Below are 26,781 nucleotides of genomic sequence, written 5' to 3'. Positions count from 1 at the left end.
AATTTTGTGGCGTAGAAAAAGATTAACAATCTTACATTTGTGAATACTATATTTGAATTTTTTCTCTCTATGATCTTTTTCAGGTGGTTGTTTTTTAGTTTCTTGTGAACTCAAAAAACAGTTGATGGCCCCTGTATTTGAGAAGTAGTTTACGGGAAAAAATTAAAAAGGTTTAATTTTTTTGTTAGAAAGTCTTTTTTTGACCAAATTTTTTGAATTAACAGTATATGAGAGCATCTGAGGTAAGACAGAAATTTTTTGATTTCTTTAAATCTAAGGGACATGTTATTGTGGCGTCTGCACCAATGGTTGTAAAAAACGATCCTTCTCTTATGTTTACCAATGCAGGAATGAATCAATTCAAGGATATATTTCTGGGAAACAGAGAGCCTGAGTTTTTGAAGGTAGCGGATTCTCAAAAATGTCTGCGTGTTTCCGGCAAACATAATGACTTGGAAGAGGTGGGGCACGATACTTATCACCATACCATGTTTGAGATGCTGGGGAATTGGTCTTTTGGTGATTATTTTAAAAATGAAGCCATCGATTGGGCCTGGGAGTTTTTGACCGGTGAACTGAGAATAGATAAAGACCGTTTGTATGCAACGGTTTTTGAAGGTGATGAAAAGGATGAGGTGGATCGCGATAATGAGGCTGCCGAACGTTGGAAGAATTATTTGCCCGATGATCATATTATAAATGGTAACAAAAAGGATAATTTCTGGGAAATGGGTGATGTTGGACCTTGTGGCCCCTGCTCTGAGATTCATATTGACCTTAGAAGTGATGATGAAATTGCTCAGACACCTGGATCTGAATTGGTGAATAAAGACCATCCGGAAGTGATTGAGATCTGGAATCTTGTATTCATTCAGTATAACCGTAAAGCTGATGGTAAACTTACGTCCCTCCCGCAGAAGCATGTTGATACCGGTATGGGCTTTGAGCGTCTTTGCCGTGTGCTTCAGAAAAAGAAATCAAATTACGATACAGATGTTTTTCAGCCCATTATTCAGCAAATTGCTTCTTTGACCGATGTGAAGTATGGCGCCTCGGATGATAGCGATATTGCAATGAGGGTTATTGCTGATCATATCCGAACCATCGCGTTTTCTATTACCGATGGTCAGTTGCCTTCTAATAATAAGGCAGGATACGTAATTCGGAGAATCCTTCGAAGGGCGGTTCGGTATGCATATACCTTTCTGGAGGTGCGTAAGCCTTTCCTTAGTGGATTGTTACCGGCCCTTATTGAAACTATGGGGGATGCCTATCCTGAGTTGAAGGCTCAGAAAGGGTTGATTGATAAGGTTATTCATGAAGAGGAAGAGTCTTTTCTGAAAACACTGGCAACGGGAATTGCCCTTCTTGATAAAATCATTGATGAAACGCTTCAGAAAAATTATACAGTGGTTGATGGTAAAGTTGCTTTTGAACTTTACGATACTTTTGGTTTTCCACTTGACTTAACAGAGCTTATTCTTTCAGAAAAAGACCTGGTGGTTAACAGGAAAGAATTTGAGACCGAGATGGAAGCCCAAAAGGCGCGGGCACGAAATGCAGCTTCAGTAGAGACCGGTGACTGGGTCGTTTTGAAGGATGATAATGAGGAGGAATTTGTGGGTTATGATTTCTGTGAGACTGAAGTTTTCATTACCCGTTATCGAAAAGTAAAAGTAAAAAAGAAAGAACAATACCAGCTGGTGTTTAATATCACACCCTTTTATGCTGAAAGTGGCGGTCAGGTAGGAGACTCAGGATATATTAAAAGTGGAGATGAGAAGGTTAATATTATTGATACAAAAAAAGAGAATGATCTGATCATCCATATAGCCCAAAAACTTCCGGAAAATCTTGAAAGCCGTTTTAACGCGGTTGTGGATGCAGATAAGAGACGACGTGCAGCCAATAATCATACTGCTACTCACTTGCTTCATAGAGCCTTAAGAAAAGTGTTGGGCGACCACGTTGAGCAAAAAGGATCTCTGGTGCATCCCGATTATCTGAGATTTGATTTTTCTCATTATCAGAAAGTAACTCCCGAAGAAATCCGGCAGGTGGAACGTCTGGTGAACGCAGATATCAGATCTAATACCGAGGTGGAAGAACACCGCGAGGTACCGCTTGAAAAAGCCCGTGAGATGGGAGCTTTGGCATTGTTTGGAGAAAAGTACGGAGATGTGGTTCGTACCATCCGGTTTGGGGCTTCTGTTGAGTTGTGCGGGGGAACGCATGTGAAAGCAACAGGTGAGATTGGGTTCTTCAGGATCATAGGAGAAGGCTCCGTTTCGGCAGGAATAAGGCGAATTGAAGGCGTTACCGCTGATAAAGCAGAGGAGCTTGTCTATAGTCAGGGTGACTTGCTTGAAGAACTTGCCACTTTAGTGAAAAGCAAAGGACAGTTGCGCAAAAGCATTGAGAATGTTATCAACCAGAATTCTCAACTTTCCAAAGAGCTTGATGGCATGATGCAGAACTATATGAAAATTGAGAAGCAAAGCATCATTGACTGTGCACGCGATGTAAATGGGGTAAGCGTAATTACACGTATGGTGAAACCCGAACTGGGAAGCAATTTGAAAGATCTTGCCTTTCAGCTACGCAACGAAGTAGGAGATGATATGGTGGCTGTTTTGGGTGCTGAAGTTAAAGGGAAACCGCAGCTTGCCATAATTTTGTCTGATCAGTTGGCGAATGAGGAGAAATTGAATGCCACAGAACTTGTTCGTGCCATAGCTAAAGAAATTCAGGGCGGCGGTGGTGGACAACCATTTTTTGCCTCTGCCGGAGGTAAGAACGTTGAGGGGTTGCAGAAAGCAATTGATATGGCATCAGAATTAATAGAAGAAAAGTTGGCCTGATGTATTAGTAACCATTAGTATGCATATGGTTTTTTATGCCGCCATAAAATGATGGATATGAAAATAGACCGGACATTTGACTTGTTGGAAAACCTCAGACTGAACTATCAAAAGTCTGATATTTTGGTAGCCAAACGTGAAGGACATTGGGTTAAATTCAGTTCTGAAGATTATATACGAAATGCCAGGAATTTTGCCTTTGGTCTCCTTGCCATGGGGTTTAAAAAAGGCGATAAAATAGCAACCGTTTCCAATAACCGTCCCGAATGGAATTTTGTGGATATGGGAATGGCCATGGTTGGCGTGGTGCATGTTCCTGTTTATCCTACCATAGGGGATGAGGAGTATAAGTATATCCTATCACACTCAGATGCCCGGATGCTTATTGTGTCAGATTTGTCTGCTTACAAGCGACTTAAACCCATTGCCCAAAAAATTGGGAAGTTGAAGCATGTTTTTACATTCAACTTTTATGAAAATGTTCCTAACTGGACAGAAATATCAGAGCAGGGTGATAACAATAAGATAAAATTCCGCGATAAATTTGAAAAAGTATCCTCTTCTATTGAGTCTGATGATTTGTTTACCATTATTTATACTTCAGGTACAACCGGAATGCCTAAAGGGGTTATGCTTTCTCATAAAAATTTGCTAAGCAATGTCCGGGGAGTTTACGATTTGTATCCGCTGTATGATAGTGATCGTATTTTGAGTTTTCTTCCGCTTTGCCATGTTTACGAAAGAATGGTGAATTATCTGTTCCAATGGAAAGGCTGTAGTATTTATTATGCCGAGAACCTCGGAACGATTGCTCAAAATCTCTCTGAGATTAAGGCATCAGCCTTTGTTACTGTTCCAAGGGTAATTGAGCGGATTTATGATAAAATCGTATCCAAAGGTGAAGATCTGAAAGGCCTTAAACGTTTGATTTTCTTTTGGTCTTTGAAACTGGGAGAAAAATACCGTACCAATGGCAAACATAACTTTTGGTATGGTCTGAGGTTAATGGCCGCGCGCAAATTGGTTTTCTCAAAATGGCAAAAGGCATTTGGGGGAGAATTAAGATTTGTTATTTCCGGAGGAGCTGCTCTTCAACCACGCTTGAGCCGTCTGTTTTTTGCCGCAGGTATTCCCCTAATGGAAGGTTACGGCATGACCGAAACGTCTCCTGTAATAGCGGCCAATTATTTGAAAGAACCCGACAGCCTTAGAATTGGTTCTGTTGGTCCTGTGTTGAAAAACATTGATGTCAGGATAGATGGGGATGGTGAAATTCTGGTGAAAGGTCCCAGTGTTATGCAAGGGTATTACAAGGATACGAAAACAACCGCTGAAGTTATTGATAAAAACGGGTGGTTACATACCGGAGATATTGGAACCTTTGAAAAAGAAAAATTTCTGAAGATTACGGACCGTAAAAAAGAGATGTTCAAAACATCGAGTGGTAAATACATTGCACCCCAGTCTATTGAGAATTTGTTTAAGGAGTCCTTCTTTATTGAGCAGGTTATGGTGGTGGGTGAAAATGAAAAATTTGCCAGTGCCCTTATTTCTCCAAATTTTGAGTATCTTCACGTATGGGCGCATGATCATCACATTCATTTCCGTGACAACCAGGAGTTGGTTAATCACCCAAAGGTTCAAAAATTGTTTCAGAAAGAAGTTGACCAGTATAATAAGCAACTTGGAAAAACGGAGCAAATTAAGCGTTTCAGACTTGTTTGTGAGCCGTGGTCGTCTGGTAGCGGGGAGTTGTCGCCAACATTGAAGTTGCGGAGAAGGGTTATCTATAATAAGTATGCTCCACTTCTTAGGGAGATATACAGCTATGCACCGGATGAGGAAAACAGGGGGTCGATTAAATTCAACGACATTTAGTCCAGATTTTTCGGAAACCCATGGTTTATCAAAGGCAACGCCTCAGCTTTTTAGCCGTTTTTCACTGATGGACAAAAAAATCTTTAAACATTGAACCATGGAAAACAGACTTGTAACTATTGCCACTTTTAGCTATGCCCCCGAGATGGGATTGGTACGAAGCAAATTGGAATCTGAAGGGATTGAGTGCTTTGTGAAAGATGAATTGGTTTCTCAAACCTATATTCACAATGCAGTTGGTGGAATGAAACTCCAGGTAAAAGCAGATGATGCTGAGTGGGCTGCCCGGATCGTTGAAGAAATGGGGATCTTTGAGCAAGATGGCGGGAAAGGTAGTAAATTAGGTGCATTTGACCGTGTGACCCGTCGGATGCCCCTGCTTGGAGGAATGAGCCTTGTGGTGCGTTTTTTTGCTTTATTGGTTTTAATTGCTATCATTCTTTCTTTGGTTTATTTGATGTTGGTTTTTTGATTTAATTTTCATGGAATGTTCTTCTGGGTTTTCTTATTAAATCCGGTTCTCATGTTAAACAATTCCTGAGATCGGGGGTTTGTTTTTTGAAATTTTTCCGTATTTATTGCTATGTCTCACTACAATACTCTAAAAAAACTTCAAAGCAAACCCTGGTATGAACGTTGGCGCCGAGCCTTCTGGCGGCACCCCGACCGGTTAATGGCTGCTAAGGCGACCATCGTCATGGCTGTTGTCGCAATTCCTCTTGAAATTCTTGGATTATCATTCTTTGCAGTATCCCTTGCATTGGGTGTTCTTGCAGGTGCTTTATCTGAAACTGATGACCATCCGCGTGGAAGGGTGAAATCATTGGCTTTAAAAGTTATGAGTTTCGGAGTTTCCAGCCTTTCGGTTGAACTCTTACGACAATGGCCGATCTTGTTGGGGCTTGGTTTGGGGCTTTCCACTATTGTTTTTATCCTGGCCGGAGGAACCGGAGAGAGGTATCGGGGAGTTACATTTGGGGCTATTTTGATTGGCATTTATGCCATGATTGGAGCAGAAATTAGTCCGGCCTGGTATTGGCAGCCCATTTTATTGCCTGCAGGCGCTTTGGCTTATGGGCTGGTTTCTCTTGTGTTGTTGTATTACCGACCTTATCGGCTCTTGGATGAGCAATTGGGGCGTGGTTTTCTTGCGCTTGCCCGTTATCTGGATGAGAAATCCAGGTTATTTCCCAGTGACCGGGTTACTCAACGGGAAGTAAGAGCAAGATTAGCATTGCTGAATGTGGAGATGGTCAGTAATCTGGAACGTATCAAAGAAGTTCTCAATAGCTACCGTGATGCGCAAAAAGATGAAACAGCGCTCAGGCCTCGCCTACATTATTTTATTACATTGCAAGCCCTTCATGAACGGGCTGCTTCAAGCCATGAACGCTATGATTTGTTGAGTAATGATCCCGAAAATCAGGAAATAATTGAAATTGCCGGTCAGACTTTGCATGAATTGTCCCATGCTGCCCGACGGTTTGCCGATGGTTTGCTAACAAAAGTGAGATATAAACATCCTGTTTCACTTAAATGGATTGTTGCTACCCTTACCGAACAGTTGGAAAAGCTGGAGCTTGAAAAAACGCATCCTCTACAATTGCTTTCAGTCAACCTGGTCAGGGCAAATGCAGCCTTTTTTAGGTTAACAAAAGTTCCTGATGAATTTGTTTTACCCCGGCTTGCCAGAGATACCCGCTCATGGTGGGAGCGGTTTAAGTCTCAGTTGACGTTACAACATCCGCGTACCCGTTATGCCATCCGCCTGGCATTGTGTTTCTGGATGGGATTATTTATCAGTGAAGTTTTTAATATTGAAAAAGGGGAATGGATTGTTTTGACAATTCTGTTTGTATTACAGCCCACGTACAGTGCTACCAGGCGTCGCTTATTTCAGCGGGTTTTGGGAACTCTTACCGGGGTTGTGGCCGGGGTTTTGATAGTTAATCTTCTTACCATTCCAGGGCAGGTTCTGTTGATGCTGGGTGCTGCTTTTTTCTTTTTTACCTGGCTCAAAAAACAGTACTCTGTTTCTGTTGTGTTTATTACAATCTTTGTATTGTGTGCTTTTAATTTGATTTCGAGCAGAGGAGTGCCGGTTATGTTGCCACGAGTGATAGATACCCTGATTGGGGCTTTCCTGGCTTTGGGGACAATCAGGCTTTTGTGGCCTCAGTGGCAATATAAGAAGTTGCCGGGCTTGCTTGCCGAAGCGCGGCAAAAGAATAATGCTTATTTTGAGGTCATTTTGAAAGAGTATGAAAATGAAACTTCGGAGGATGACCTTGAATATCGTATTGCCCGTAGAAAAGCTCATCAGGCTGACAATGCTCTTGCTCTTGCCTGGCAGGATATGCAGGCCGAACCTCGGAAATATAACCAATTTAGGCAGAAAGCCTTTAAGGTAACCTATTTAAACCATGCTTTGCTGTCATTTATTTCTGCATTTGGGGCTCACCGTGAGCAAAAAGAGCCTGTTACCACGCAATTGCTCTCACTCGGCAGGGAAGTATTGCGGGTGCTGGGGAGTACCAATGAAGATCATGCCTTTCGCCAAAATGAAATATTGAGAATTGTGCAGGATATTCAGGGATGCCTTCATTCCGGATTGCCCGAAGTTGTTCAGCAACAGTTTATACTGCTTTTTAATATCGCTGAAATATGCCGAAAACTTGTGGCTGAAGAGCGTTAAGTACAAGTCTGTTTTTTGTCATATCATTTGCCAATCAGAGGTTGTAACTTCACCAAACATGAATTTTATTAATTCCTGTTATCGATTTCGAACACCCCAATTTTTGTAAATGCTATGACTACAATCGATTTTCAACAATCAATTCTTGCCGGAATTCCTGAACAGCTTCCCGCTCCGGTAACTTTCGATACTTCTGTTAATCATGCGCCGCGCCGCAAAGATATTTTGAGTGACAATGAGAAAAAGCTGGCATTAAGGAACGCCTTACGTTATTTTCCGGAACATTTTCATGGTGAGTTGGCACCTGAATTTCTGGAGGAGTTGAATACATACGGGAGGATTTATATGTACCGCTTCAGGCCAAAATATGAAATGAAGGCCCGGTCTATAAGTGAATATCCCTGTAAATCGGGGCAAGCGGCGGCCATCATGCTTATGATCACCAATAATCTGGATCCGACCGTTGCACAACACCCTCATGAATTGATTACTTATGGTGGCAATGGCAGCGTTTTTCAGAATTGGGCACAGTATCTTTTAGCGATGCAGTATCTGGCAACAATGACGGAAGAACAAACGCTTGTGCTATACTCCGGTCATCCAATGGGATTATTCCCATCTTCTCCTGAGGCTCCACGGGTGGTTGTAACCAATGGGATGGTAATTCCCAATTATTCTTCTTCCGATGATTGGGAGCGCTTCAACGCACTCGGCGTATCTCAATACGGGCAAATGACAGCCGGTTCTTTTATGTATATCGGTCCGCAGGGAATTGTGCATGGTACCACCATTACGGTGATGAATGCTTTACGGAGCCTGGAGGCCAGAACCGGAAGTAAAGGACGGCTTTTTGTTACAGCCGGTTTAGGTGGTATGTCGGGCGCTCAGCCCAAAGCAGCCAACATCGCCGGTTGTGTGAGTGTTACCGCCGAGGTTAATTCCAAAGCAATAGAAACCAGGTTTTCGCAGGGATGGGTGGATGAGGTTTCAGATGATTTGGATAAGTTGGTAAAGCGGGTCCGTGAAGCGGTTGATAACAAGGAAACTGTATCTATTGCTTTTAAAGGGAATGTAGTCGATTTATGGGAACGATTTGCCGATGAAGAGATCCCGGTTAATATTGGTTCGGATCAAACATCCTTGCACAACCCGTGGGCAGGAGGATACTATCCTGCAGGATTGTCTTTTGAGGAATCAAACCGGCTCATGGCATCTGATCCAGAACTGTTTAAAGAAAAAGTAAGGGAGTCATTAAAGCGCCAGGTTATGGCGATAAACAGACTGTCGGAAAAGGGCATGTACTTCTTTGATTATGGCAATGCTTTTTTATTGGAAAGTAGCCGGGCCGGTGCAGATATAATGAATGACAACGGGAATTTTAAATACCCGTCGTATGTTCAGGACATCATGGGACCTCTGTGTTTTGATTATGGTTTTGGCCCCTTCAGGTGGGTTTGTACTTCAGGAAAACATGACGATTTGGCCAAAACGGACAGGATTGCGGCCCGGGTAATGGAAGAATTACTTAAGGAAGCGCCCAAAGAAATAGCTCAACAAATCTCGGATAATTTGCATTGGATCAAAGAGGCCGAAGCGAACCAACTGGTGGTGGGCTCTCAGGCACGCATCCTCTATGCTGATGCTGAAGGACGTATGCGCATAGCAGAGGCCTTTAATCAAGCAGTAAAAGAAGGTGTAATCTCTGCTCCGGTTGTTCTTGGGCGCGATCATCATGATGTGTCCGGGACAGACAGTCCTTATCGGGAGACTTCTAATATTTATGATGGTTCACGGTTTACAGCAGATATGGCCGTCCAAAATGTGATTGGAGATGCATTCCGCGGCGCTACATGGGTGAGTTTGCATAATGGAGGCGGAGTTGGATGGGGAGAAGTAATGAACGGAGGTTTTGGAATGGTTCTGGATGGCTCTTCTGATGCATCGAAGCGGGTTTCTAAAATGCTTTTCTGGGATGTAAACAATGGCATTTCACGGCGAAGCTGGGCGAGAAATGAAGGCGCAATGTTTGCGGCTAAACGTGCCATGGCAACTGAACCCGGTTTGAAAATTACTGTGCCCCGGTTGGCAAATGAAAACCTGATTGATGAGGTCTTTCGAAATGCTAAAACATTAAAGAATAAGGACGTTCAATAGCGTTTTTCAGTTCACTCAGGCCAACGTTGCGGCTAAACCGGAAAGTTTCTCTTCCATCGAAGAATACCAATACCGAGGGTACAGCAAAAATGCGGTTTTGTGCAGAGACTTCCGGTTGCTCTACTGTGTTGCAATAAAACATGGGCATTAAAGGAAAATTTTCGTCCATCATAGCCTGAACTTTTGGTTTTAGAACTTTACATACATTACACTGGTCGTGAGAAAAATAAACCAATGCTGCCCCGTTATTTCTTGTTACTTCCAGGAAGTGATCGGTTGATTGAATGTTTTTCATCGTTAGTCTGTGTTGTTTGTCTGGTTATTGTCAGTTAATGCAAATCCCAATTTTGCACAACTCCGTGCCCAGCGGATCTTGACACCAGGGGTTGCTTAAAAAGTTAAAAGAGCAGAACTTACAGGCCATCCCAATCGAAGGAGTAATGAATTACTTCAAGATTGGAGCGGTGAAGTAAATTTGGTTCTTTTGATTAGCTTGTTACTTATACAATACTCCGTTATCCCGATGGATCGGGATTACAATAGATTCGTAATCAATTGATTATAAGCGCATTCTCTTTTCCATTAATGTGCAGAATTTCAGCATGATACGAAATATCTTACATTTAATATATATCCCGAAGCATCGGGACTAACGATCTATTGCTTATATACAAATGCAAAGGAATACGGGTATGCTGTGAAATAACCTTGCACCTGTTAACTTATTGATATGCTTTAAGCTCTTAGTGATTAATGAAATATGCGGTTTTTAGTGCGCCCTGACTAATCAGTTGTTTTATTGATAAGCACGCTTGCATATGCCGAAATCCCTTTGCCTTCGCCAACAAATCCCAATTTTTCGGTAGTAGTAGCTTTTACGGATACTTGTGAAATATCAACTTTCATAACCCGGGCCAGAGTTTTCTGCATTTCGGGGATATGCGGATTTATTTTTGGCTTTTGAAGGCAAATGGTGGTATCCATATTCCCCAAATCATAACCTTTTTCTCTGATGATATTCATGGTTTTCTCCAGCAGGATTTTACTGTCAATGCCTTTGAGATCAGGGTCTGTGTCAGGGAAGTGATAACCAATATCCCTAAGGTTTAAAGCACCTAGTAATGCGTCACAAATGGCATGGATAAGTACGTCTCCATCCGAATGTCCAACGGATCCTTTTTTGAAAGGGATTTCTATCCCTCCAATCCAGAGCTTATATCCTTCGGCTAACTGGTGAACATCGTAGCCCATTCCTATACGTATAGACATATCTTAATTTTTAGATCGCAAAAATACAAAAAAACCGGACAAATAATGTTGTCCGGCTTTTTTGTTATGTCAAACTTAACAGTTTTAATTTTGTCCTATCATCTGATCCAGATCCAGCCCCAGGGTAAACCTTACAGTGTTTGCCAGTGGATTGTTTTGCACTACCGGGATAATGTATGAGGCGTCAATATTAAGCATGTTGAAAGTGAGACCTACACCGGCAGTGAAGAATTTGCGGTTACCTTTGTTCTCATGTTCATGAAAATAACCTGCGCGCACTGCAAACTGCTTATTGTAAAGGTATTCTGCCCCAATGCTGACGTTAATTTCCTGCAATTCCTCTTCCATTCCACCGGGTGCATCACCAAATGACTGGAACATGCCGGATATCACAGAAACATCGTCGCTCTGAAAGAATCCTTCAGTGGTTTCCACATTTGAGGTGTCAGGTGTTGGAACCAATAGTTTATTGAGATCAACCGAAACGGTGATTTGATTGTATTCATCCAATTCACTGGTGAGAGCTGCTCCAAGTCTCATGTTAGTAGGAATGAATTGTTCAATATTCCCGTCGTAAGAAATTTTGCTGCCTATATTTGAGATGTTTAGCCCTGCCGAAATTTTACTGTCCTGACCTCCAAGGTCAATTTCACTTTGATAATAAAAAGCAAGGTCAGCTGCAAAGGAATTTCCCGGCTGGTAGGCCTCACTTCCGGAATAAGACCCTAAGCCAAGTTGAAGGTCAGACCGGATGTAACGAAATGCTACAGCACCTGAAAAATGATCGGAAAGAACACGACTGTATGCAGCGTCGATAGCAAACTCATTGGGTTTTACGGGAACTCCAATGTCGTCTGGATTCTCTCCGCGAAAAATGACTTCTCCCATTGAAAAATACCTCAGAGAAGCACTTACCGTTTGCATGTCATCCAGTCTTTTAAACCCTGTAAGGTAGTAAAGGTTGATGTCATTTACCAATTTTCTCAACCATGGGGTGTAAGAAATTGCGGCACCCATCTCTTTCTCTATAAAGGCGTATTTGGCCGGATTCCAGTGTTGTGAGTTGACATCCGGAGAAATGGCAACACCTGTGTTTCCCATGGCACCTCCTCTTGATTCGGGTGCAATATCCAGAAAAGGAACAGCGGTGCTGATTATATTTTGTCGGCCACTAATGTTGCCTGGATCAATTGCGTCCTGGGCCTGAATGAGGGGCATGAATCCCATTAGTGCACATGCGAGAAATGCTTTTCTTAAAGTTTTTTGCGTCATTGTTTACTATTTTCCATATGTTTTTAGGGTGCCGGCACCAGTTTTAGTGTTGCCGAACTTTCTTTTCCATTTTGAGTTTTTAAGATGAGTCTTACAAAGCAAATTCCTGACCGATTCCATCCTGATTTTTCCAGAGGTAATCTGTATGGTCCTATGAAATTTCCATTTGATATTAATTCATCTTCCACTGTTCCGGTAACTGCTCCCGCAGCATTGGCAAATTGAATGGTTGTGTTCAATATCGAATTAGGGGCATCAATTTGCATGGTAAAATATACTTCCTCACCAGGTGATACCGGGTTGGGATAGGCGGCAAAGTTACGAATATTTATTCCGTGATCACTTGCGACCTTAAAGGTTAACGTTTCTGTGGTTGAATTATTGTAATTGTCCCATACTTTAAGAGAAAGGGTGTGATTGCCTTCTTCAAGCGCGGGAAGCTGATAAATTACTTGTCCTGTCTGGTATTCGTCGATGTTGGCAACGAAAGAATCATTTAATATCAGGGGATTGTTGGTGTTTTCATCAATTACTAATGTGATGTTATGTCCAATGCCAATACCGGAAGTATTAATTCCGGAATCGTCAAATATATTTGCATAAAGCATGGGACTCGGGCCTGTGCTTTGACCATTTTGAAAACCGGAATGGTTAAGATATAAATCCATTTGGGGTCCTTGAGCATCAAAAGCGGTATCGCTGCTGATGCCCCCAATGACCAACCCATTGAAGGCGCCTGCCGCTTCTCTGCCATCATCTGCCAGGGCATAATAACTTATCCTGCCATGGTCGTAATTGTACCTGATATCCTGAGGAACCACAAAGTTTATCGAAAAACTTCCGTTTTCAATAGTGGCTCTGCCTTTAAAAAGTATGTTTGAGAATTCTTCATATTCAAAAGGCTCATTGCCTCCATTACCAAGAGTTTGGGTATCTACAGCTTTGTCAAAAACTGTTACAAATGCTGTTCCGTTAAAATCATTAATAACATCACCATTTGGGGTAGTTACCTTGGCAAAGACTGAGTTATGAGACAGTGCTCTGATCGTGTCCGATTGGTTCGTGGAAACACTTTTGGTATTTAGCTCGGCCGTTATTACTTCATCTGCCGGATATATTAATCGCAAGGCCGGATCGCCCAACAGAGTGAAGTTTAGTTTGTTGGTGTTGGCGCCTGATTCAATTTTTGTGCGCCTCATCATTTCGCCCAGTCGCAAAGGCTGGCCATTGGTGTCATATTCAAAAGCATGATTGTAAAAGGCATTATTCAGGGTGAAATTAAGGCTGGAATAAACAATGCGGGTGGTGGATAAAAGCGCTATGCCACCTCCATTGTTATTAAGAAAAACTTCTTCTCCTGCAGAGGTGTGGTAGTGATTATCGAATCGGCTAAATTCACATGTTGCAGTCACAAAAAGTGGAAGCTTGTCAAGATTGGTCCAGTTGTTAATGTCGGTTTTTGTTATAATCCTTTCATGAGCCAGATTGTTTTCACTCCCGTGTCCTGTATAATTCAGTATAAGAGTTCCTTCTGCAATTGATTGCTGGACTTTTGTTTTTGCTTCCGGAAACTCCTTGCCCACAGCCCCTGAAGTCATTTTGTATGCGTCGAAATAAATTTTGTTAATATCGAACTGAGGATGACCTGTAGATATTTTCTGGGTAAGCCTTTCGGCATCCCTGGTATGGATGTTGAAATCGCCATCGTCTCCAATGAACGTCAGGCGGGTTTTCCATTTTCCATCCTCCTGTGCAGTCAGATAAGCTTCTGATTTATCAACAGCGGCAGTTGCTTCTTCAATTGTGTTAACAGGAAACCGGCCTATTCCAATGTCAAGCCTGTCAGTTCGAAGGTTTTCTCCCTCTTCATCATCCAAAAAGCCAAAGTAATCATCAGTCACGTAAGTCTTTGTCTGATAAATGGAGTTGTCAGATTGATATGTTGGTAAAGGAGCAGCTGGCTTATCGTTGCTGTATCTGTTGTCGAATGTGCCATCCCCAAACAGCAACAAAAGTTCTGGCAGATCATTACTGTTATCACCTGCTTTATCGTAAAGCATTTTCATGAAACTTCGAATTGCAGTGGGATCAGGATGCCCCCAGGAGAATTCGTTATAAATCTGATCTCTTTCTGCTACCAGTACCTCCAGATTTGAATGCTGCCTGTGAAGATTGGCTAATCTTGTGGCCTGTCCTTTGAATTCTTTTGGAGCAACAATGATCATGTCGGCGGGTGAGGCCCCGTGAAGGTTTTGATTTGGGGTCTCCTCAATAAATTCAGGAACAGGAAAATCCAGGTCCGGTGAGAAAGCTACATATTCTTTTATAGTATCTGAATAATCTTTAAAGGAGGCCTTGTTGTCAGATGTGGTGACCTGAAGCTTAACAGGGGTTACAGGGTTTGTCACATCCCAGATAATCACTTCCTGTCCGGGATTGTCGATTTCATACGAAGTTATATTGTCATCTCCCACGGTTGTGTGATCACGAAAAATAAAGGATCCCGATGCAAGGTCCAGATTTCCTCTGGCATTTACAATAAAATAATCGAGCCATCCAATCGATGTTGATCCGGTATTAGTATATTCATAGGTTATTGATAAATCGGTGCTTTCAGGATAAAAGACCATTTTTTTATCTGCCAGGCGAAGATAGTATCCCAAATAATCACTCATCGAAACCGTATTAATATAGACAGGGTCTTGTTGAACACCATTGATGGATATATTAAATGCCTGGGTGGAATTTGCTCTTCCTGCTACCTGGGTATAGAAGGCGGCTTCACTATTTGTGTCTATTAACGGTGCCACAATGTTAAAGTCCCTTTTCAAGGTGATGGATGTGTTGAATTTTTCACCAAACCATTGATTTCCTGACTTAAGAATGTTTTCATCGTTTTTTTCATGGAAGAAGAGGTAGTCAAACTTTCTTGTCACATGTGTTTGTGGGGCAATTATTTCTTCTGCAACTTCAGGGGACTTAACGGCATTGTCTGTCTCTGAAAGAAAAAAATAAGCCAGAGAGGAATAAGGGTGCGCCTGATGTTCAAAAATATTCAGGTCCTGATTCCACTGCCAGCGCCACAAACCGGTGCTGAAAAAGTAAATAGCATTGTTGGCGTGCATGCACGAAACCACTGGTAAGTCATCCGGTCGGTTTTTGCTGTTATCCATAGGAACAATATCTCCGCCATTTCCATAAACCTGTACTTGCCCGGGATTGGTGAACCCCCAGTTTTCCAGTGTTGCATAGGGTATTTTATGGATGCCCCGTTCAGTTGTTCCAATTTTCACCCATTTGCCACCGGCAAGTTTGGAGTTATTGGCATATTTAAGCTTTCCGGATTTTAACGAGGCCGGGGGGCTGGTGGGTGAATAAGAAATATCAACCGTGAAATGAGTTAATTTTTTCCATTTGAAAGCATTGTCATTTGAAAAACTGAACGGAACAATTTCGATTTCCAGGAAGGACTTTTTTTGAATCGTGACAATCCTGTGAACTGCTTCATCCCCTAAATCCTCATTGGTAATGTCGGATAGTAATTTGGAGTCTTCAAAAGGTGCCCATTTCCGGGGGGTGATTTTAACATCAAAATCCTTACCGGCAAAATTATTTGGAAGAGGAAGGGAGATAAGAAAAACAGGTAATCCTGAATCATCCTTAAAGAAACCACGACCAGTAAAGGGCATTTCAGGATATTGAAACGAATTCTTCCATTCAATCTCTTTGCTGAACTGTTTTTTTAGTCTGTTTTCAGGTTGAGTGGTGGATGTAAGAACCACTGCTAAACCAATAAAAAGAATAAAATTTATTATGTGTGCGCGCTTGGCCATAGTATTCTTCCTGTAAGTATCAATTTATTCAAGCCCTCATAATTTGGTATTGAATGGATGCAATCTGCTTTATATTATTTTATCAGATTCAAATTCATACGGTTTTTTGGCTCTTAAAGTTATATTGCACCTTAAGCTTTCAGATGTAAAAAACTCATTTTTTTTTCTTTTCTGAATTCTCTTAAAATCAATAGGGTTTTTTGTTTTAATTTAAAACACAAAAATAAACCAATGGTTGCATCTATCCATTGTCTTAAACGAAAAAATGATGATTTATTATATCGATTATTGGGTGTGAGGCCTATTTCCAGTTTTCTGATTTCATCTGCAATCAGCATTTGTTTCGTTAACGATTAGTTATTAAGTTGATTTTCTGGTACGAGGGTTTTTTCGAAAGTTTCTTTGCCTTACTTAATTTGGGCCGGCTATAAAGTCGGCTTTGAAACTGAGTAGTCATGTGTCTGGTCAGAAAGTTCCATTTGCAAAGCCTGCCCCGATTTTTCTTCGGGGGCCTGCGAAGCTCCCAAAAACGGAGTCCCGAATGCTTCGGGATGAGTATTTTGGCGGCAAGCATAACGAAGTAAATGGGATTTTATGGACACGCACTAATTAGGACTTAATCCGTAAAGAAATGAGAACTTAATTTTAAAAGAGTTTTTCTTAGCGTTGAAAAAATCTCTATTTATTAATGAATAATTAAGGTGTAATATTCATTGGATTTATTCACTTTTTTTACAATACTCCGTTAAATTATTGAAAAAGGTTCTGAATCAATTTTGGGGAGTTTGTCGCATGACGGCCTTAAGGTTTTGGTTATTAATGTTGTGTGGTTTGTCTTGGATCTTATCTGACTGCCATCAGGGAGGTGTCTGAAAATTTAACGATCTATTGTTTTTTTAGATAAAGAAGTTTTTCTTAGAGACAGGCTGTCAGTTCTTTTAGAAAGTGGGGATGTCGATTGGGGTTGAAATTCTTTAATCGCCCCAATCCGGAATATGGTGCCAAAAAATATTACAAAGTTGGACTTCCGGTATAACCTTTTTTTATTTTTGCAGTATAAAACAATGAATTTGTTCGCTTGTCGTTCTATGAACATATAAGGATCTAAAGAGATTTTTACGTTCTAATATTTTGACTCAGGAAGTTATGCCTGATCGTAGGACTAGCAACACATGTCAGCTTTGGTTAATTTTAATAAGGTAAAAATTCTTGCAGAAACCCCTGAATGTTTATCTTTGTTATTCGATAATTGTAAAAGAATTACAAGAAAAATAAGTTATGAGATTGAATTCCAGACTTTTTGTTCCCACCTTGTTGTTGGGACTGATGGTTTTAGCATCTTGTGGCGGTGGCGCCAAGAAAACCGCATCTTCGACAACAGGATGGTCTTACAACGAACCTGAAACCGGCGGATTTGAGTATCAGTCCCAATATGAGCAGGAAACCGGACCCGGACTTGTTTTTATTGAAGGTGGTACCTTTATTATGGGTAGCGTCGAAGAAGATGTTATGAAAAATTGGGACAATAGCCCAAGACGGGTTACTGTTCGTTCTTTCTATATGGACGAAACAGAAGTTCGCAATGTCGACTACCGCGAATATCTTTACTGGATAAATCGTGTATTTATCGATATGCCTGAGGTATACCGTCGCGCATTGCCGGATACTTTGGTGTGGCGTCGTCCTTTGGCTTACAATGAGCCAATGGTTGAGAACTATCTTCGCCACCCGGCTTACAGCGAATACCCGGTTGTCGGTGTAAACTGGCTTCAGGCAAGTGATTATGCCGCCTGGCGTACCGACAGGGTAAACGAGATGATCCTTGTAGATATGGGAATTCTTGAACTGGATCTCCAACAGTCCGGACAAAATAACTTTGATACTGAGGCGTATTTGCTGGGTAAATATGAAGGTGTAGCGGGTAAAAGTCCTATGGAAGACCTTGATCCTGATAAAGACACCCGCCGGGTTCGTCAGAGTGATGGAATTATTTTACCAAGATACCGGCTCCCAACCGAAGCAGAGTGGGAATATGCCGCTTACGGTTTGATCGGAAACTCCTATGAAGAGCGTCTTACCGACCGCCGCATCTACCCTTGGAATGGTCACACACTTCGTAATCCTTCAAAGCAAGAACGTGGCCGCATGATGGCTAACTTCGTAAGAGGTCCGGGTGACTACATGGGTATGGCCGGTGACCTTAATGATGAAGGTGATATTACTGTTCCTGTTGATTCTTATTATCCCAATGATTTTGGTCTGTATTGTATGGCCGGGAATGTAAATGAGTGGGTAGCTGACGTTTATCGCCCTCAGTCGCATGGGCAGGTAGGCGAGTTTAGCCCCTTCCGTGGAAACCAGTTTAAGACGAAAGTTCTGGATGAAGAAGGTTATGTTGTCGAACGGGATGAGTATGGTAACATACAATATCGTGACGAGACTGATGAGGATATTCTGGACAGAAGCAACTATAGAACTTCTGATAACCGTAACTTCAGAGACGGGGATGCTATTTCTAATATCTCTATGGGTGGAAACTGGTCGGCAAGTGAAATGGATACCGAAAATATGTATGCTGACAGCCCGGGAGAATTGAGTAGTACAATCTCCGACCGCACAAGGGTATATAAAGGTGGGTCATGGAGAGATCGGGCTTACTGGTTGAGCCCTGGTACACGTCGCTTTCTGGATGAACGTGAATCAAGAGATGACATTGGTTTCCGCTGTGCAATGACACGCGTGGGAGGACCAAGTAAGTCGAAATAAAGTTTGCTGGAAATATTCAATTTAATCATAAGATTACAAGGGGCCGGAATTTTTATTCCGGCCCTTTTTTAGGTCTTATATTATGGATAAAAACCATATTCCTGATTTGAATGATGATTTCTTAGTTTTATTTACCGGGGCTGATGAAAAATCAATAATTTAGCGGTCATCCTGCCTTGAGAATGGTTAAACAAAATGAAGAATCTATAGTTTTGTTGGAGTAGTTGGTTGCTGTTGAGTTATTTAATTTAGTTGAAGAAGAAGTATGGTCAATAATATTAGTAGTTTATATGAAGTATATCTGGAGACGGGTATAATTTCTACCGATACACGGTCACTGGCTCCGGGAAGTATTTTCTTTGCTTTAAAAGGTGATCGTTTTGATGGAAATAAATTTGCAGGGTTATCTCTGGAGAATGGATGTAAACTGGCAGTTGTTGATGATGAGAGGTTGAAAGATAAACCAGGGTGCTTTTGGGTTCCGGATGTTTTGCAAACCTTGCAAAAGCTGGCCGGTTACCATCGCCAGAAACTTCGTATACCAGTGATTGGAATTACCGGAAGTAATGGAAAAACAACTACTAAAGAGTTAATTGCTGCTGTTCTTGGCAAAAAATATAAGGTGTGGTTCACTCAGGGTAATTTGAATAACCATATTGGTGTTCCTCTGACATTACTTGCCATTCCTCCGGGAACTCAAATTGCCATTGTGGAAATGGGGGCCAATCACATAGGAGAAATAGCTGATCTTTGTAAAATAGCACTTCCCAATCATGGATTAATTACGAATGTTGGTAAAGCCCATTTGGAAGGTTTTGGTTCTTTTGAGGGTGTGAAAAAAGGGAAGGGGGAGCTTTATGAATTCCTTCAGAAAGAGGGTGGTGAAATCTTTGTCAATGTGGGAAACCCCCATTTATTGGAGATGGTGGGTAATTACCCATGGATTGGTTATGGTGTAGGTGACGAGGCTGTGGTTTCAGCAACTAATGTATCTTCTCATCCCTTGCTTTCGTTGAAGCTTAACACCTCACGTGTTTCCGGGTATCCCATTAATACTTGCTTAACAGGACTTTATAATCTGGATAATGTTTTGGCAGCTGCGTCGGTAGGACATTATTTTGGCATTGAGGAGGAATTGGTTAAAGAGGCCGTTGAATCTTATGTTCCGGAAAATAACAGGTCGCAGTTCTATAACACTGGACGCAATCAGGTTTTGCTTGATGCATATAATGCGAATCCTTCCAGCATGCAAGTAGCTCTAAAAAACTTTGATTCTATCCCACATAATAATAAGATATTGGTTTTGGGTAGCATGAAAGAGATGGGATCACAGAGTCTCACGGAACACCGGGAACTTATTAAAGAGGTGCTGAAAATTGATTTTAATGCCTGTTTTTTGACCGGTATCGAGTTTAAAGATGTTCTGCCTGATGATCCAAGGTTTGACTGGTATGAGGATACCCAATCATTAAAAAAGGCAATTGAGACTGAAAAATTTAAAGATGCGTTGGTTTTGATAAAAGGAAGTCGTGCCAACCGTCTCGAATTGATTGCGGGTGCATTATAGCTTGTTTTGAATGTCCGGGAAATTTAGTTCCCCGAAATGTTTTTTTCCCCGGATGAAGTAATCCCAAATTATGCTTCCCTGATATATCTCTTTGTGGTTTTCTTTCCTGATATCTTTTCGAAGGAGGGTTCTTTCTTCCCTTAGGAATGGTTTTCGACGAAAATAATCCCTATGGGCCCTGAAAATTGCTTTTAGGTTGTTTAAATCTCCCGATATAAAGAATTTTAAGGCGGCCACGCCGTCTAGTAATAAACGGAAAAACAGTGTCTGATGTAATCCTTTATCAGGAAGATTTCTGTATAGCAGAAAAAGATTGTTACGGAAATTCAGATAAGTCTTATGCGATGACATCGCACTTAAAGTTCCTCCTCCGAGGTGAAAAACCTCACTATCGGGCACATATTGAATCTGCATTCCCAGGTTCTTCATTCTCCAGCACCAGTCAATTTCTTCCATATGTGCAAAGAAGTGCTCATTGAGGCCCCCTGTTTGGTTGAACAATTCCGTTCTTACCATGAGTGCTGCTCCGCTACCCCAGAAAATATCCCCGGAATTTGAGTATTGGCCCTCATCTTGTTCAAGAGAATCGAATATCCTTCCCCGGCAAAAGGTATATCCCCATTTGTCAATAAAACCGCCTGCAGCCCCTGCATACTCAAACATTGTTGGGGCTTTTAGGGATTTTATTTTTGGAACTGCAGCAGCAATGTTATTTGAAGTCTCAAGGTTTTCAAATAATGGAGAAAGCCAGTTTGGAGAAGGTATTACATCCGAATTGAGCAATACTGAGTATTTGGCTTTTATTCTTTTTATGGCACGATTATATCCTCCGGCAAAACCATAATTTTTGTCCAGCTTAATGAGTTGAACCTCAGGGAAGTCTTTTTCAATCAATTCGCAAGAGCCATCGTTGGAGCCATTGTCAGCAACAACAATCGATGCTCCGGAAAACCGGGAGTGCCTGATAACCTCGGGAAGGTAACGTTTAAGCATGTCCCGGGTATTCCAGTTGAGAATTACTACGGCTATGTTGTTTTCAGACATATTCAATTTTCATATAATCAAGTGCACAGAAATTCGAGTATATTGTGAAATAACCTTGCACTTAAGTGTTTATTGAGATGGTTTAAAGTTTTAATAGCTAATAAAATATGCGTTTTTCGCGCTTACAGCTTAATTTATTGAGTGCCTTTTATCCCATCCTTTTTATCTTTTTCATAAACATCCTGGTATTTCCATCTCTTATGCGACCACAGCCAAAGCTCCGGTCTTTCTCTGATACATTTTTCAAGCTGGCGGACATGCCACTCGGTAATTTCATGTTCAGCAGCTTCCGCTACATTATTAGGAAATTCAATAATATCAACATGATAATGGCCCCGTTTTGGTTTGTTTAATTTGAGAAAAACTATTTTTCCATTGGTGAGCTTGCCTATTTTTTCCGGTCCCATCAGAATTGGGGTGGTTTGTGTCAGGAAATTGGTCCAGTATTGGATTTCATGTCTGGCAGGACTTTGGTCAGCAATAAGTCCCAATACAAAGCGTGTACTGCTTCTTCTTAGTTCCACCACTTTCCGCAGGGTGTTTTTCATAGTCACATTTCCGGTTCCAAACCTTGATCTTAATTCCAGCATGTATTTGTCAAATCCTTTACTTTTTAGCGGACGATAAACACTGTATCCCTGAGCTTTAAAATGCAGGTTGATGGAGGGCATGTATTCCCAGTTGCCGTAATGTGCCATAATGGCAACTACATCCTGACCGTTTTCAAAGGCTTTTTCCATAACCTCTATGTTCGAAAAAGTGATTCTCTTCATAATCGTCTTTTTTGACATGTGCTGAAGTTTCACCGTTTCCACAAATAAATCGCAAAAATGATGATAAAACTTATGAAGGATCTCCTTTCGCCAATGGTCATCTTTCTCCGGGAAGGCTTTTTTCAGGTTTGTGAGGATAATCTTCTTTCGATAGCCAATAATGGATACTGGCCAGTAAAGAAAATCTGATAAAGCATAAAGAACCGGAAAAGGCAGCAAAGAAATCAGCCAAATTAAGGGGTACCAGATATAATAAGTGATTTTATCCATTTGTTTTAAAAGAAATCAAAGGAGTGGGCTCCTGAGTTAATCAGGAGTTATTTATGGTTCGAATAATTATTGATTCATGATCTTTGAGATCACAGACTGCATCTCTCCAAACATGTGGTCGTTGGCAGCAACGATTTCTCCACCAAAAAGATATTTGTTACCTCCTTTGAAGTCGCTGACTTTTCCTCCGGCCTGCTGGACCAGAAATGCCCCGGCGGCTACGTCCCATGCTTTAAGGTTGTATTCATAAAAGGCGTCGAAACGGCCGCAAGCAACATAGGCAAGATCAGCTGCCGCGGATCCCAATCTTCGAAGACCATGGCTGTTTTTCATGAAGAAATCGAGGGTTTCCATGAAATTGTTGATCAAACTATAGTTGGTGTATGGAAAACCTGTTGCAATGAGGCTGTCTGCCACTTTGGGAGCTGAGGACACATGGATCTGTTTACCATTAAGAAGGGCTGGGCCACCCTCCCAGGAATAGAAACATTCATCCATCCCCATTTCGTACACGACCCCAACAACAATCTTATCGTTCTCCTTTAGAGCAATGCTGATGGCAAAGGGGTACAATCCATGTATGAAATTGGTAGTTCCGTCAATGGGATCAATGATCCAGTTATAGATGGCACCTTCTTTATCCGAGGTATTCTCTTCAGCAATGAAGCCGGCTTCCGGAAACAACTTTCCGAGAGCTTCCACCAGCTTTTCTTCTGAAGCTTTATCAATTTGCGTAACAAAATCATTACGGCCTTTAGATTCTACTGCAGGTTTGTTGTTTTGGCGATATTCTTTGACATATTTTCCGGTTTCCCGGGCAATCTTTACAGTCTCTTCACAAATATTCTTATAGTCAGGCATAACAAATGGTTTTATGCGATTCAAAATTGAAGATTTTTTGGGGAATATTGAAAGGAATTTACCTCAACAAAATTTTTGGGCACTTCAATGGTCATATTTCCTGTTTGAGGCGAAGTTTCCTTTAATTTAACTTTGACGATCTTATTTTTCAGTGCCTCCGTATAGGGGTACTCCACTTTTAAGTAGTTCTCTGTGAAGCCATGCATTAGACCGTCGGTGGCCTGTTCTTCGAAAAGCACTTCAGATTCAGATCCTTCATTTTGCCGGTAGAATTTCCGAACTTTGTGGTTGGACAATTCATGCAAAACGGCACTTCTTCGTTTCCTCTCATCGCCGGGAACAGAATGCTCTATTTTAAGTGCTTGAGTATTTGGTCGCTCAGAGTAAGTGAAAACATGGAGTTGGGAAACCTCAAGTTGTGTGAGAAATTTCCTGGTGTTCTCAAACTCCTCATCGGTTTCGCCACGAACGCCTGTAATAACATCCACGCCTGTAAATGCATTGGGAATGTATTTATGAATAGTCTCCATCCGGTTTTGGAAGAGCTGAATGTTGTATCTGCGCTTCATTAGCTTCAGCACTTTATCACTTCCGGATTGAAGGGGAATGTGAAAATGGGGCATGAATTTGTCCGATTCACCAACAAAGCGGATGATGTCTTCATTCAATAGATTTGGCTCAATTGAGGAAATCCTGAAACGTTGAATTTCGTCCACTTTTTCCAGGGCTTTGATCAATTCAAAAAAACTTTCGCGGGTGCTTTTCCCAAAATCACCAATGTTAACTCCCGTAAGGATTATTTCTTTGGCTCCCGCATTTCCGGCTTCACGGGCTTGTTCTACAGTCTCTTTTATAGAGCCGTTGCGCGAACGTCCCCGTGCGAGGGGGATGGTACAATATGAGCAGAAATAATCGCAGCCGTCCTGTACTTTAAGGAAAGTTCGTGTGCGGTCACCCGATGACCATGAAGGCATAAAGCGTTTGTCGCGGGCAATGTTTCCTGTGTGCACCTCCGCATGTTGCTTCTTTTTCAGCGAACCCAGATAAAATGACATATCCAGCTTTTCATTGCTGCCTAAAACCAGATCAACCCCTTCCATCTTTACAATGTTCTTTGGCTTCAGCTGGGCAAAACATCCTGTAACAACAATAAACGCCTTGGGGTTTGTGCGCAAAGCCTTTTTGATGGTGTACCGACACTTCTTTTCTGCTGTTTCGGTTACCGAGCAGGTGTTGATCACATAAATGTCAGCTCCATCCCTGAAATCCACTCTTGTGAATCCTTCCTCCTGCAAGTGGCGGGCAATGGTGGATGTTTCGCTGAAATTGAGCTTACATCCCAATGTATAAAAAGCCACGGTCCTCTGCTGAAATTGTGACTGGTCTATCATTTATAGGATAGTTAGAATTTTAGATGAATCAATCTGCAAAGATAGGAATGATTTTGAACTTGTGAGAAAACCAATTGCTTTAAAAGAGTTGTTTTCAGACTAAAAAAAATGCGCTGGCTCTGTCCGGAGAAAGAAGTCAGCGCATTTTCTGCTTTTTGGTATGATAATGTTACCAAAATTAATTGAAAAGCCATGGGGGAGCGGACTGATTTAAACAATCCCCTCCTCAAGTATTATGGCGATCAGATTACTTGTTTGTTAGATCAATACTCCGTTAAACTTTTATAAGCACTTGTAGTCAGTTATTTATATTTAAACGATTGTTTATGCTAAGGTGCATATTTTCAATATCATACGATTTATCTTATATCTTATGTCTAAAAATCTAACGATCTATTGTTAGATTACTATCAAAGTAAATCAGAAGCCAGCTCTGCTAGGAAGCTTCGCTCCCCCTTTACCAAATTGACATGTGCAAACAGATCCTGCCCTTTCATCTTGTCTGTCAGATAAGCCAGTCCGTTACTTTGCATGTCCAGATAAGGGGAGTCAATTTGGTGGATGTCACCTGTGAAAACCATTTTTGTCCCTTCTCCAGCCCGGGTAATGATGGTTTTAACTTCATGCGGTGTCAGGTTCTGGGCCTCGTCTATGATAAAGTAAACATCCGAAAGGCTTCGTCCGCGAATGTAGGCCAAAGGAGTAATGATCAATTCCTCCCGTTTTTGCATTTCTTCAATAATGGCCAGTTCCTTGCTTGATTGTTGAAACCGGTTTTTTATGACTCCCAGGTTGTCGAAAAGTGGTTGCATGTAAGGACCAATTTTTTCATTGATATCTCCGGGCAAAAATCCCAGGTCCCGATTGGCCAAAGGCATAATTGGTCTGGCCAGCAAAATTTGATTGTATTGTTTGTGTTGTTGTAAGGCAGCGGCTAGTGCCAATAATGTTTTTCCCGTACCCGCTTTGCCAGTTAAGGATACCAACTTTACATCCGGATTCATTAAGGCATGAAGTGAAAAAGTCTGTTCTGCATTGCGGGGTTCAATCCCAAATGCAGAGTGTTTCTCAACCCTGCGAATGCTTTGGGAATTTGGATCGAACCAGGCAAGTACACTCTGACTTTCATTTTTTAGTATTGCATATTGATTGGCAGGTAACTGCTCATCAGTCATAGGGAACTCCGAACGTGGTACTTGTCCTTCCTTGTATAATGCTTCAATAATGTTTTTGTCAAATCCGTCGAAAGTTTCGACGCCATGGTGAAGGATCTCAATGTTTTTGACTTTATCGGATTCGTAATCTTCAGAAACCAGTCCCAGAGATTTGGCTTTCATCCTCAGGTTTATGTCCTTCGTGATAAGGATGGTTTGCCGTTCTTTGTACTTTTCTTTGACATGCAATGTTATTGCCAATATTCTGTGATCCGGTGTGTTTTCTGAAAATGATTCCTGCATTTCTTCCGGAATAGGTTTTCCGGTCTCGATAAATAAGCGTCCGTGACCTTTTCCCAGAGAAATGCCGGCTGTGAACAATTGCTCGCCGGAAAGGCGATCCATTTCACGGACAAATTCGCGGGCCTGAAAATTGATCTGGTCATTACCTTTTTTAAACTTATCGAGTTCTTCGAGTACAACAATTGGGATGATAATGTCGTTTTCTTCAAAATTGTAAAGGCATTTATGATCGTGAAGTAAAACGTTGGTGTCCAGTACGAAAATTTTTCCTGAATTCTTTTTCTTTGCAGCCATAAAGAAGGGTTTTAGAGATTTATTGTTTTTTTAAATATATTGAAATTTTTGGGGAAAACAGGATGGTAGGCTAATTATGTTTTGATCAATTCCAATAAAGATATCTTTAATCGATTATTGTTTATATGAATCTCCCATAGAGACTTGAATTTTTTGAGGTTATCTTATTTCCCTTCGCTTACCATTCGTCCCACCTCCGGGATTGCTTCGGTCCTGCTTCGGAACAGGTTCGGTTGTCCTTCGGTTGTTGTTCGTTCAGGCTTCGTTCCCTTATAAGCGAAGGATAACCGAAGAACAACCGAAGAAACCACGAATCTACTCCGAACTTGTCCCGGAGCAGGGGCGAATCAGGTCCGAATAATGATAATTTGGGAAGATATTCCTTTTGGTTGAATG

The 26,781-nt window shown here is 41.5% G+C and carries 16 protein-coding genes; 7 read left to right on the top strand and 9 right to left on the bottom strand.

Translation table 11 applies throughout. From position 1 onward, the window contains the following. Positions 1 to 227: 227 nt before the first annotated feature. The 5 genes from alaS (at position 228) to DDZ16_RS08435 (ending at position 9,588) form a co-directional block, all read left to right on the top strand. Positions 228 to 2,861: an alanine--tRNA ligase gene (gene alaS / locus DDZ16_RS08455; protein ID WP_109264014.1), complete on the top strand. Its 2,634-nt coding sequence runs from the start codon at positions 228 to 230 to the stop codon at positions 2,859 to 2,861. A gap of 57 nt (positions 2,862 to 2,918) precedes the next feature. Beyond that, positions 2,919 to 4,739 (top strand): AMP-dependent synthetase/ligase, encoded by a 1,821-nt coding sequence (locus DDZ16_RS08450; protein ID WP_109264070.1) that lies wholly within the window; start codon positions 2,919 to 2,921, stop codon positions 4,737 to 4,739. Between the two features lie 97 nt (positions 4,740 to 4,836). After that, positions 4,837 to 5,211 (top strand): putative signal transducing protein, encoded by a 375-nt coding sequence (locus tag DDZ16_RS08445; protein ID WP_109264013.1) that lies wholly within the window; start codon positions 4,837 to 4,839, stop codon positions 5,209 to 5,211. Positions 5,212 to 5,322: 111 nt separating this feature from the next. Next, complete coding sequence (locus tag DDZ16_RS08440) at positions 5,323 to 7,434, top strand: FUSC family membrane protein (RefSeq protein WP_109264012.1); 2,112 nt, start codon at positions 5,323 to 5,325, stop codon at positions 7,432 to 7,434. 114 nt (positions 7,435 to 7,548) lie between these two features. Further along, on the top strand, positions 7,549 to 9,588 hold the full coding sequence (locus tag DDZ16_RS08435) for a urocanate hydratase (RefSeq protein ID WP_109264011.1): 2,040 nt from the start codon (positions 7,549 to 7,551) through the stop codon (positions 9,586 to 9,588). Here DDZ16_RS08435 and DDZ16_RS08430 read toward each other — a convergent pair. The 4 genes from DDZ16_RS08430 to porU all read right to left on the bottom strand — a co-directional run bounded on the left by DDZ16_RS08430 (position 9,557) and on the right by porU (position 15,962). Next, entirely contained in the window at positions 9,557 to 9,883 is a 327-nt protein-coding gene (locus tag DDZ16_RS08430; RefSeq protein WP_109264010.1) for a thioredoxin family protein, read from the bottom strand. The genes DDZ16_RS08435 and DDZ16_RS08430 overlap by 32 nt on opposite strands. Positions 9,884 to 10,371: 488 nt before the next feature. Further along, the gene (gene ispF / locus DDZ16_RS08425; RefSeq protein ID WP_109264009.1) at positions 10,372 to 10,857 is read right to left on the bottom strand and encodes a 2-C-methyl-D-erythritol 2,4-cyclodiphosphate synthase; all 486 of its coding nucleotides are present in this window, start codon (positions 10,855 to 10,857) and stop codon (positions 10,372 to 10,374) included. An 84-nt stretch (positions 10,858 to 10,941) separates the two neighbouring features. Beyond that, positions 10,942 to 12,129, bottom strand: coding sequence for a type IX secretion system outer membrane channel protein PorV (gene porV / locus DDZ16_RS08420; protein WP_109264008.1), 1,188 nt, complete (start codon positions 12,127 to 12,129; stop codon positions 10,942 to 10,944). Positions 12,130 to 12,152: 23 nt separating this feature from the next. Further along, complete coding sequence (gene porU, locus DDZ16_RS08415; protein ID WP_109264007.1) at positions 12,153 to 15,962, bottom strand: type IX secretion system sortase PorU; 3,810 nt, start codon at positions 15,960 to 15,962, stop codon at positions 12,153 to 12,155. Positions 15,963 to 17,240: 1,278 nt separating this feature from the next. Here porU and DDZ16_RS08405 point away from each other — a divergent pair. Together DDZ16_RS08405 and DDZ16_RS08400 are read left to right on the top strand one after the other, a co-directional pair. Beyond that, positions 17,241 to 18,728, top strand: a complete 1,488-nt coding sequence (locus DDZ16_RS08405) for an SUMF1/EgtB/PvdO family nonheme iron enzyme (RefSeq protein ID WP_109264005.1) — start codon at positions 17,241 to 17,243, stop codon at positions 18,726 to 18,728. Between the two features lie 265 nt (positions 18,729 to 18,993). Continuing rightward, positions 18,994 to 20,295 carry a UDP-N-acetylmuramoyl-tripeptide--D-alanyl-D-alanine ligase gene (locus tag DDZ16_RS08400; protein WP_109264004.1) on the top strand — a complete coding sequence of 434 codons (1,302 nt, stop codon included), beginning with the start codon at positions 18,994 to 18,996 and terminating at the stop codon, positions 20,293 to 20,295. On the opposite strand, the gene DDZ16_RS08395 is transcribed toward DDZ16_RS08400, so the two are convergent. From DDZ16_RS08395 to DDZ16_RS08370, 5 genes are all read right to left on the bottom strand, one after another. Then, a complete protein-coding gene (locus tag DDZ16_RS08395) occupies positions 20,290 to 21,339 on the bottom strand; it encodes a glycosyltransferase family 2 protein (protein ID WP_109264003.1) in 1,050 nt (349 codons plus the stop codon). The genes DDZ16_RS08400 and DDZ16_RS08395 overlap by 6 nt on opposite strands. 134 nt (positions 21,340 to 21,473) lie before the next feature. Next, positions 21,474 to 22,382, bottom strand: coding sequence for a lysophospholipid acyltransferase family protein (locus tag DDZ16_RS08390; RefSeq protein ID WP_109264002.1), 909 nt, complete (start codon positions 22,380 to 22,382; stop codon positions 21,474 to 21,476). A gap of 66 nt (positions 22,383 to 22,448) precedes the next feature. Next, positions 22,449 to 23,243: an inositol monophosphatase family protein gene (locus DDZ16_RS08385; RefSeq protein WP_109264001.1), complete on the bottom strand. Its 795-nt coding sequence runs from the start codon at positions 23,241 to 23,243 to the stop codon at positions 22,449 to 22,451. A 20-nt stretch (positions 23,244 to 23,263) separates the two neighbouring features. Beyond that, entirely contained in the window at positions 23,264 to 24,634 is a 1,371-nt protein-coding gene (mtaB, locus tag DDZ16_RS08380; protein ID WP_109264000.1) for a tRNA (N(6)-L-threonylcarbamoyladenosine(37)-C(2))-methylthiotransferase MtaB, read from the bottom strand. A 410-nt stretch (positions 24,635 to 25,044) separates the two neighbouring features. Further along, a complete protein-coding gene (locus tag DDZ16_RS08370; RefSeq protein ID WP_109263998.1) occupies positions 25,045 to 26,385 on the bottom strand; it encodes a PhoH family protein in 1,341 nt (446 codons plus the stop codon). Positions 26,386 to 26,781: the final 396 nt, after the last annotated feature.

Origin of the sequence: Marinilabilia rubra, assembly GCF_003121985.1 — a bacterium.
GTDB lineage: Bacteria > Bacteroidota > Bacteroidia > Bacteroidales > Marinilabiliaceae > Marinilabilia > Marinilabilia rubra.
This window is presented reverse-complemented; position numbering and strand designations above follow the sequence as displayed.

What these genes read in the sequence shown, in the direction of transcription:
- alaS (WP_109264014.1), top strand. Translation starts at nt 228, where the DNA reads ATGAGAGCATCTGAGGTAAGACAGAAATTTTTTGATTTCTTTAAATCT.
- DDZ16_RS08450 (WP_109264070.1), top strand. Translation starts at nt 2,919, where the DNA reads ATGAAAATAGACCGGACATTTGACTTGTTGGAAAACCTCAGACTGAAC.
- DDZ16_RS08445 (WP_109264013.1), top strand. Translation starts at nt 4,837, where the DNA reads ATGGAAAACAGACTTGTAACTATTGCCACTTTTAGCTATGCCCCCGAG.
- DDZ16_RS08440 (WP_109264012.1), top strand. Translation starts at nt 5,323, where the DNA reads ATGTCTCACTACAATACTCTAAAAAAACTTCAAAGCAAACCCTGGTAT.
- DDZ16_RS08435 (WP_109264011.1), top strand. Translation starts at nt 7,549, where the DNA reads ATGACTACAATCGATTTTCAACAATCAATTCTTGCCGGAATTCCTGAA.
- DDZ16_RS08430 (WP_109264010.1), bottom strand. Translation starts at nt 9,883, where the DNA reads ATGAAAAACATTCAATCAACCGATCACTTCCTGGAAGTAACAAGAAAT.
- ispF (WP_109264009.1), bottom strand. Translation starts at nt 10,857, where the DNA reads ATGTCTATACGTATAGGAATGGGCTACGATGTTCACCAGTTAGCCGAA.
- porV (WP_109264008.1), bottom strand. Translation starts at nt 12,129, where the DNA reads ATGACGCAAAAAACTTTAAGAAAAGCATTTCTCGCATGTGCACTAATG.
- porU (WP_109264007.1), bottom strand. Translation starts at nt 15,962, where the DNA reads ATGGCCAAGCGCGCACACATAATAAATTTTATTCTTTTTATTGGTTTA.
- DDZ16_RS08405 (WP_109264005.1), top strand. Translation starts at nt 17,241, where the DNA reads ATGAGATTGAATTCCAGACTTTTTGTTCCCACCTTGTTGTTGGGACTG.
- DDZ16_RS08400 (WP_109264004.1), top strand. Translation starts at nt 18,994, where the DNA reads ATGGTCAATAATATTAGTAGTTTATATGAAGTATATCTGGAGACGGGT.
- DDZ16_RS08395 (WP_109264003.1), bottom strand. Translation starts at nt 21,339, where the DNA reads ATGTCTGAAAACAACATAGCCGTAGTAATTCTCAACTGGAATACCCGG.
- DDZ16_RS08390 (WP_109264002.1), bottom strand. Translation starts at nt 22,382, where the DNA reads ATGGATAAAATCACTTATTATATCTGGTACCCCTTAATTTGGCTGATT.
- DDZ16_RS08385 (WP_109264001.1), bottom strand. Translation starts at nt 23,243, where the DNA reads ATGCCTGACTATAAGAATATTTGTGAAGAGACTGTAAAGATTGCCCGG.
- mtaB (WP_109264000.1), bottom strand. Translation starts at nt 24,634, where the DNA reads ATGATAGACCAGTCACAATTTCAGCAGAGGACCGTGGCTTTTTATACA.
- DDZ16_RS08370 (WP_109263998.1), bottom strand. Translation starts at nt 26,385, where the DNA reads ATGGCTGCAAAGAAAAAGAATTCAGGAAAAATTTTCGTACTGGACACC.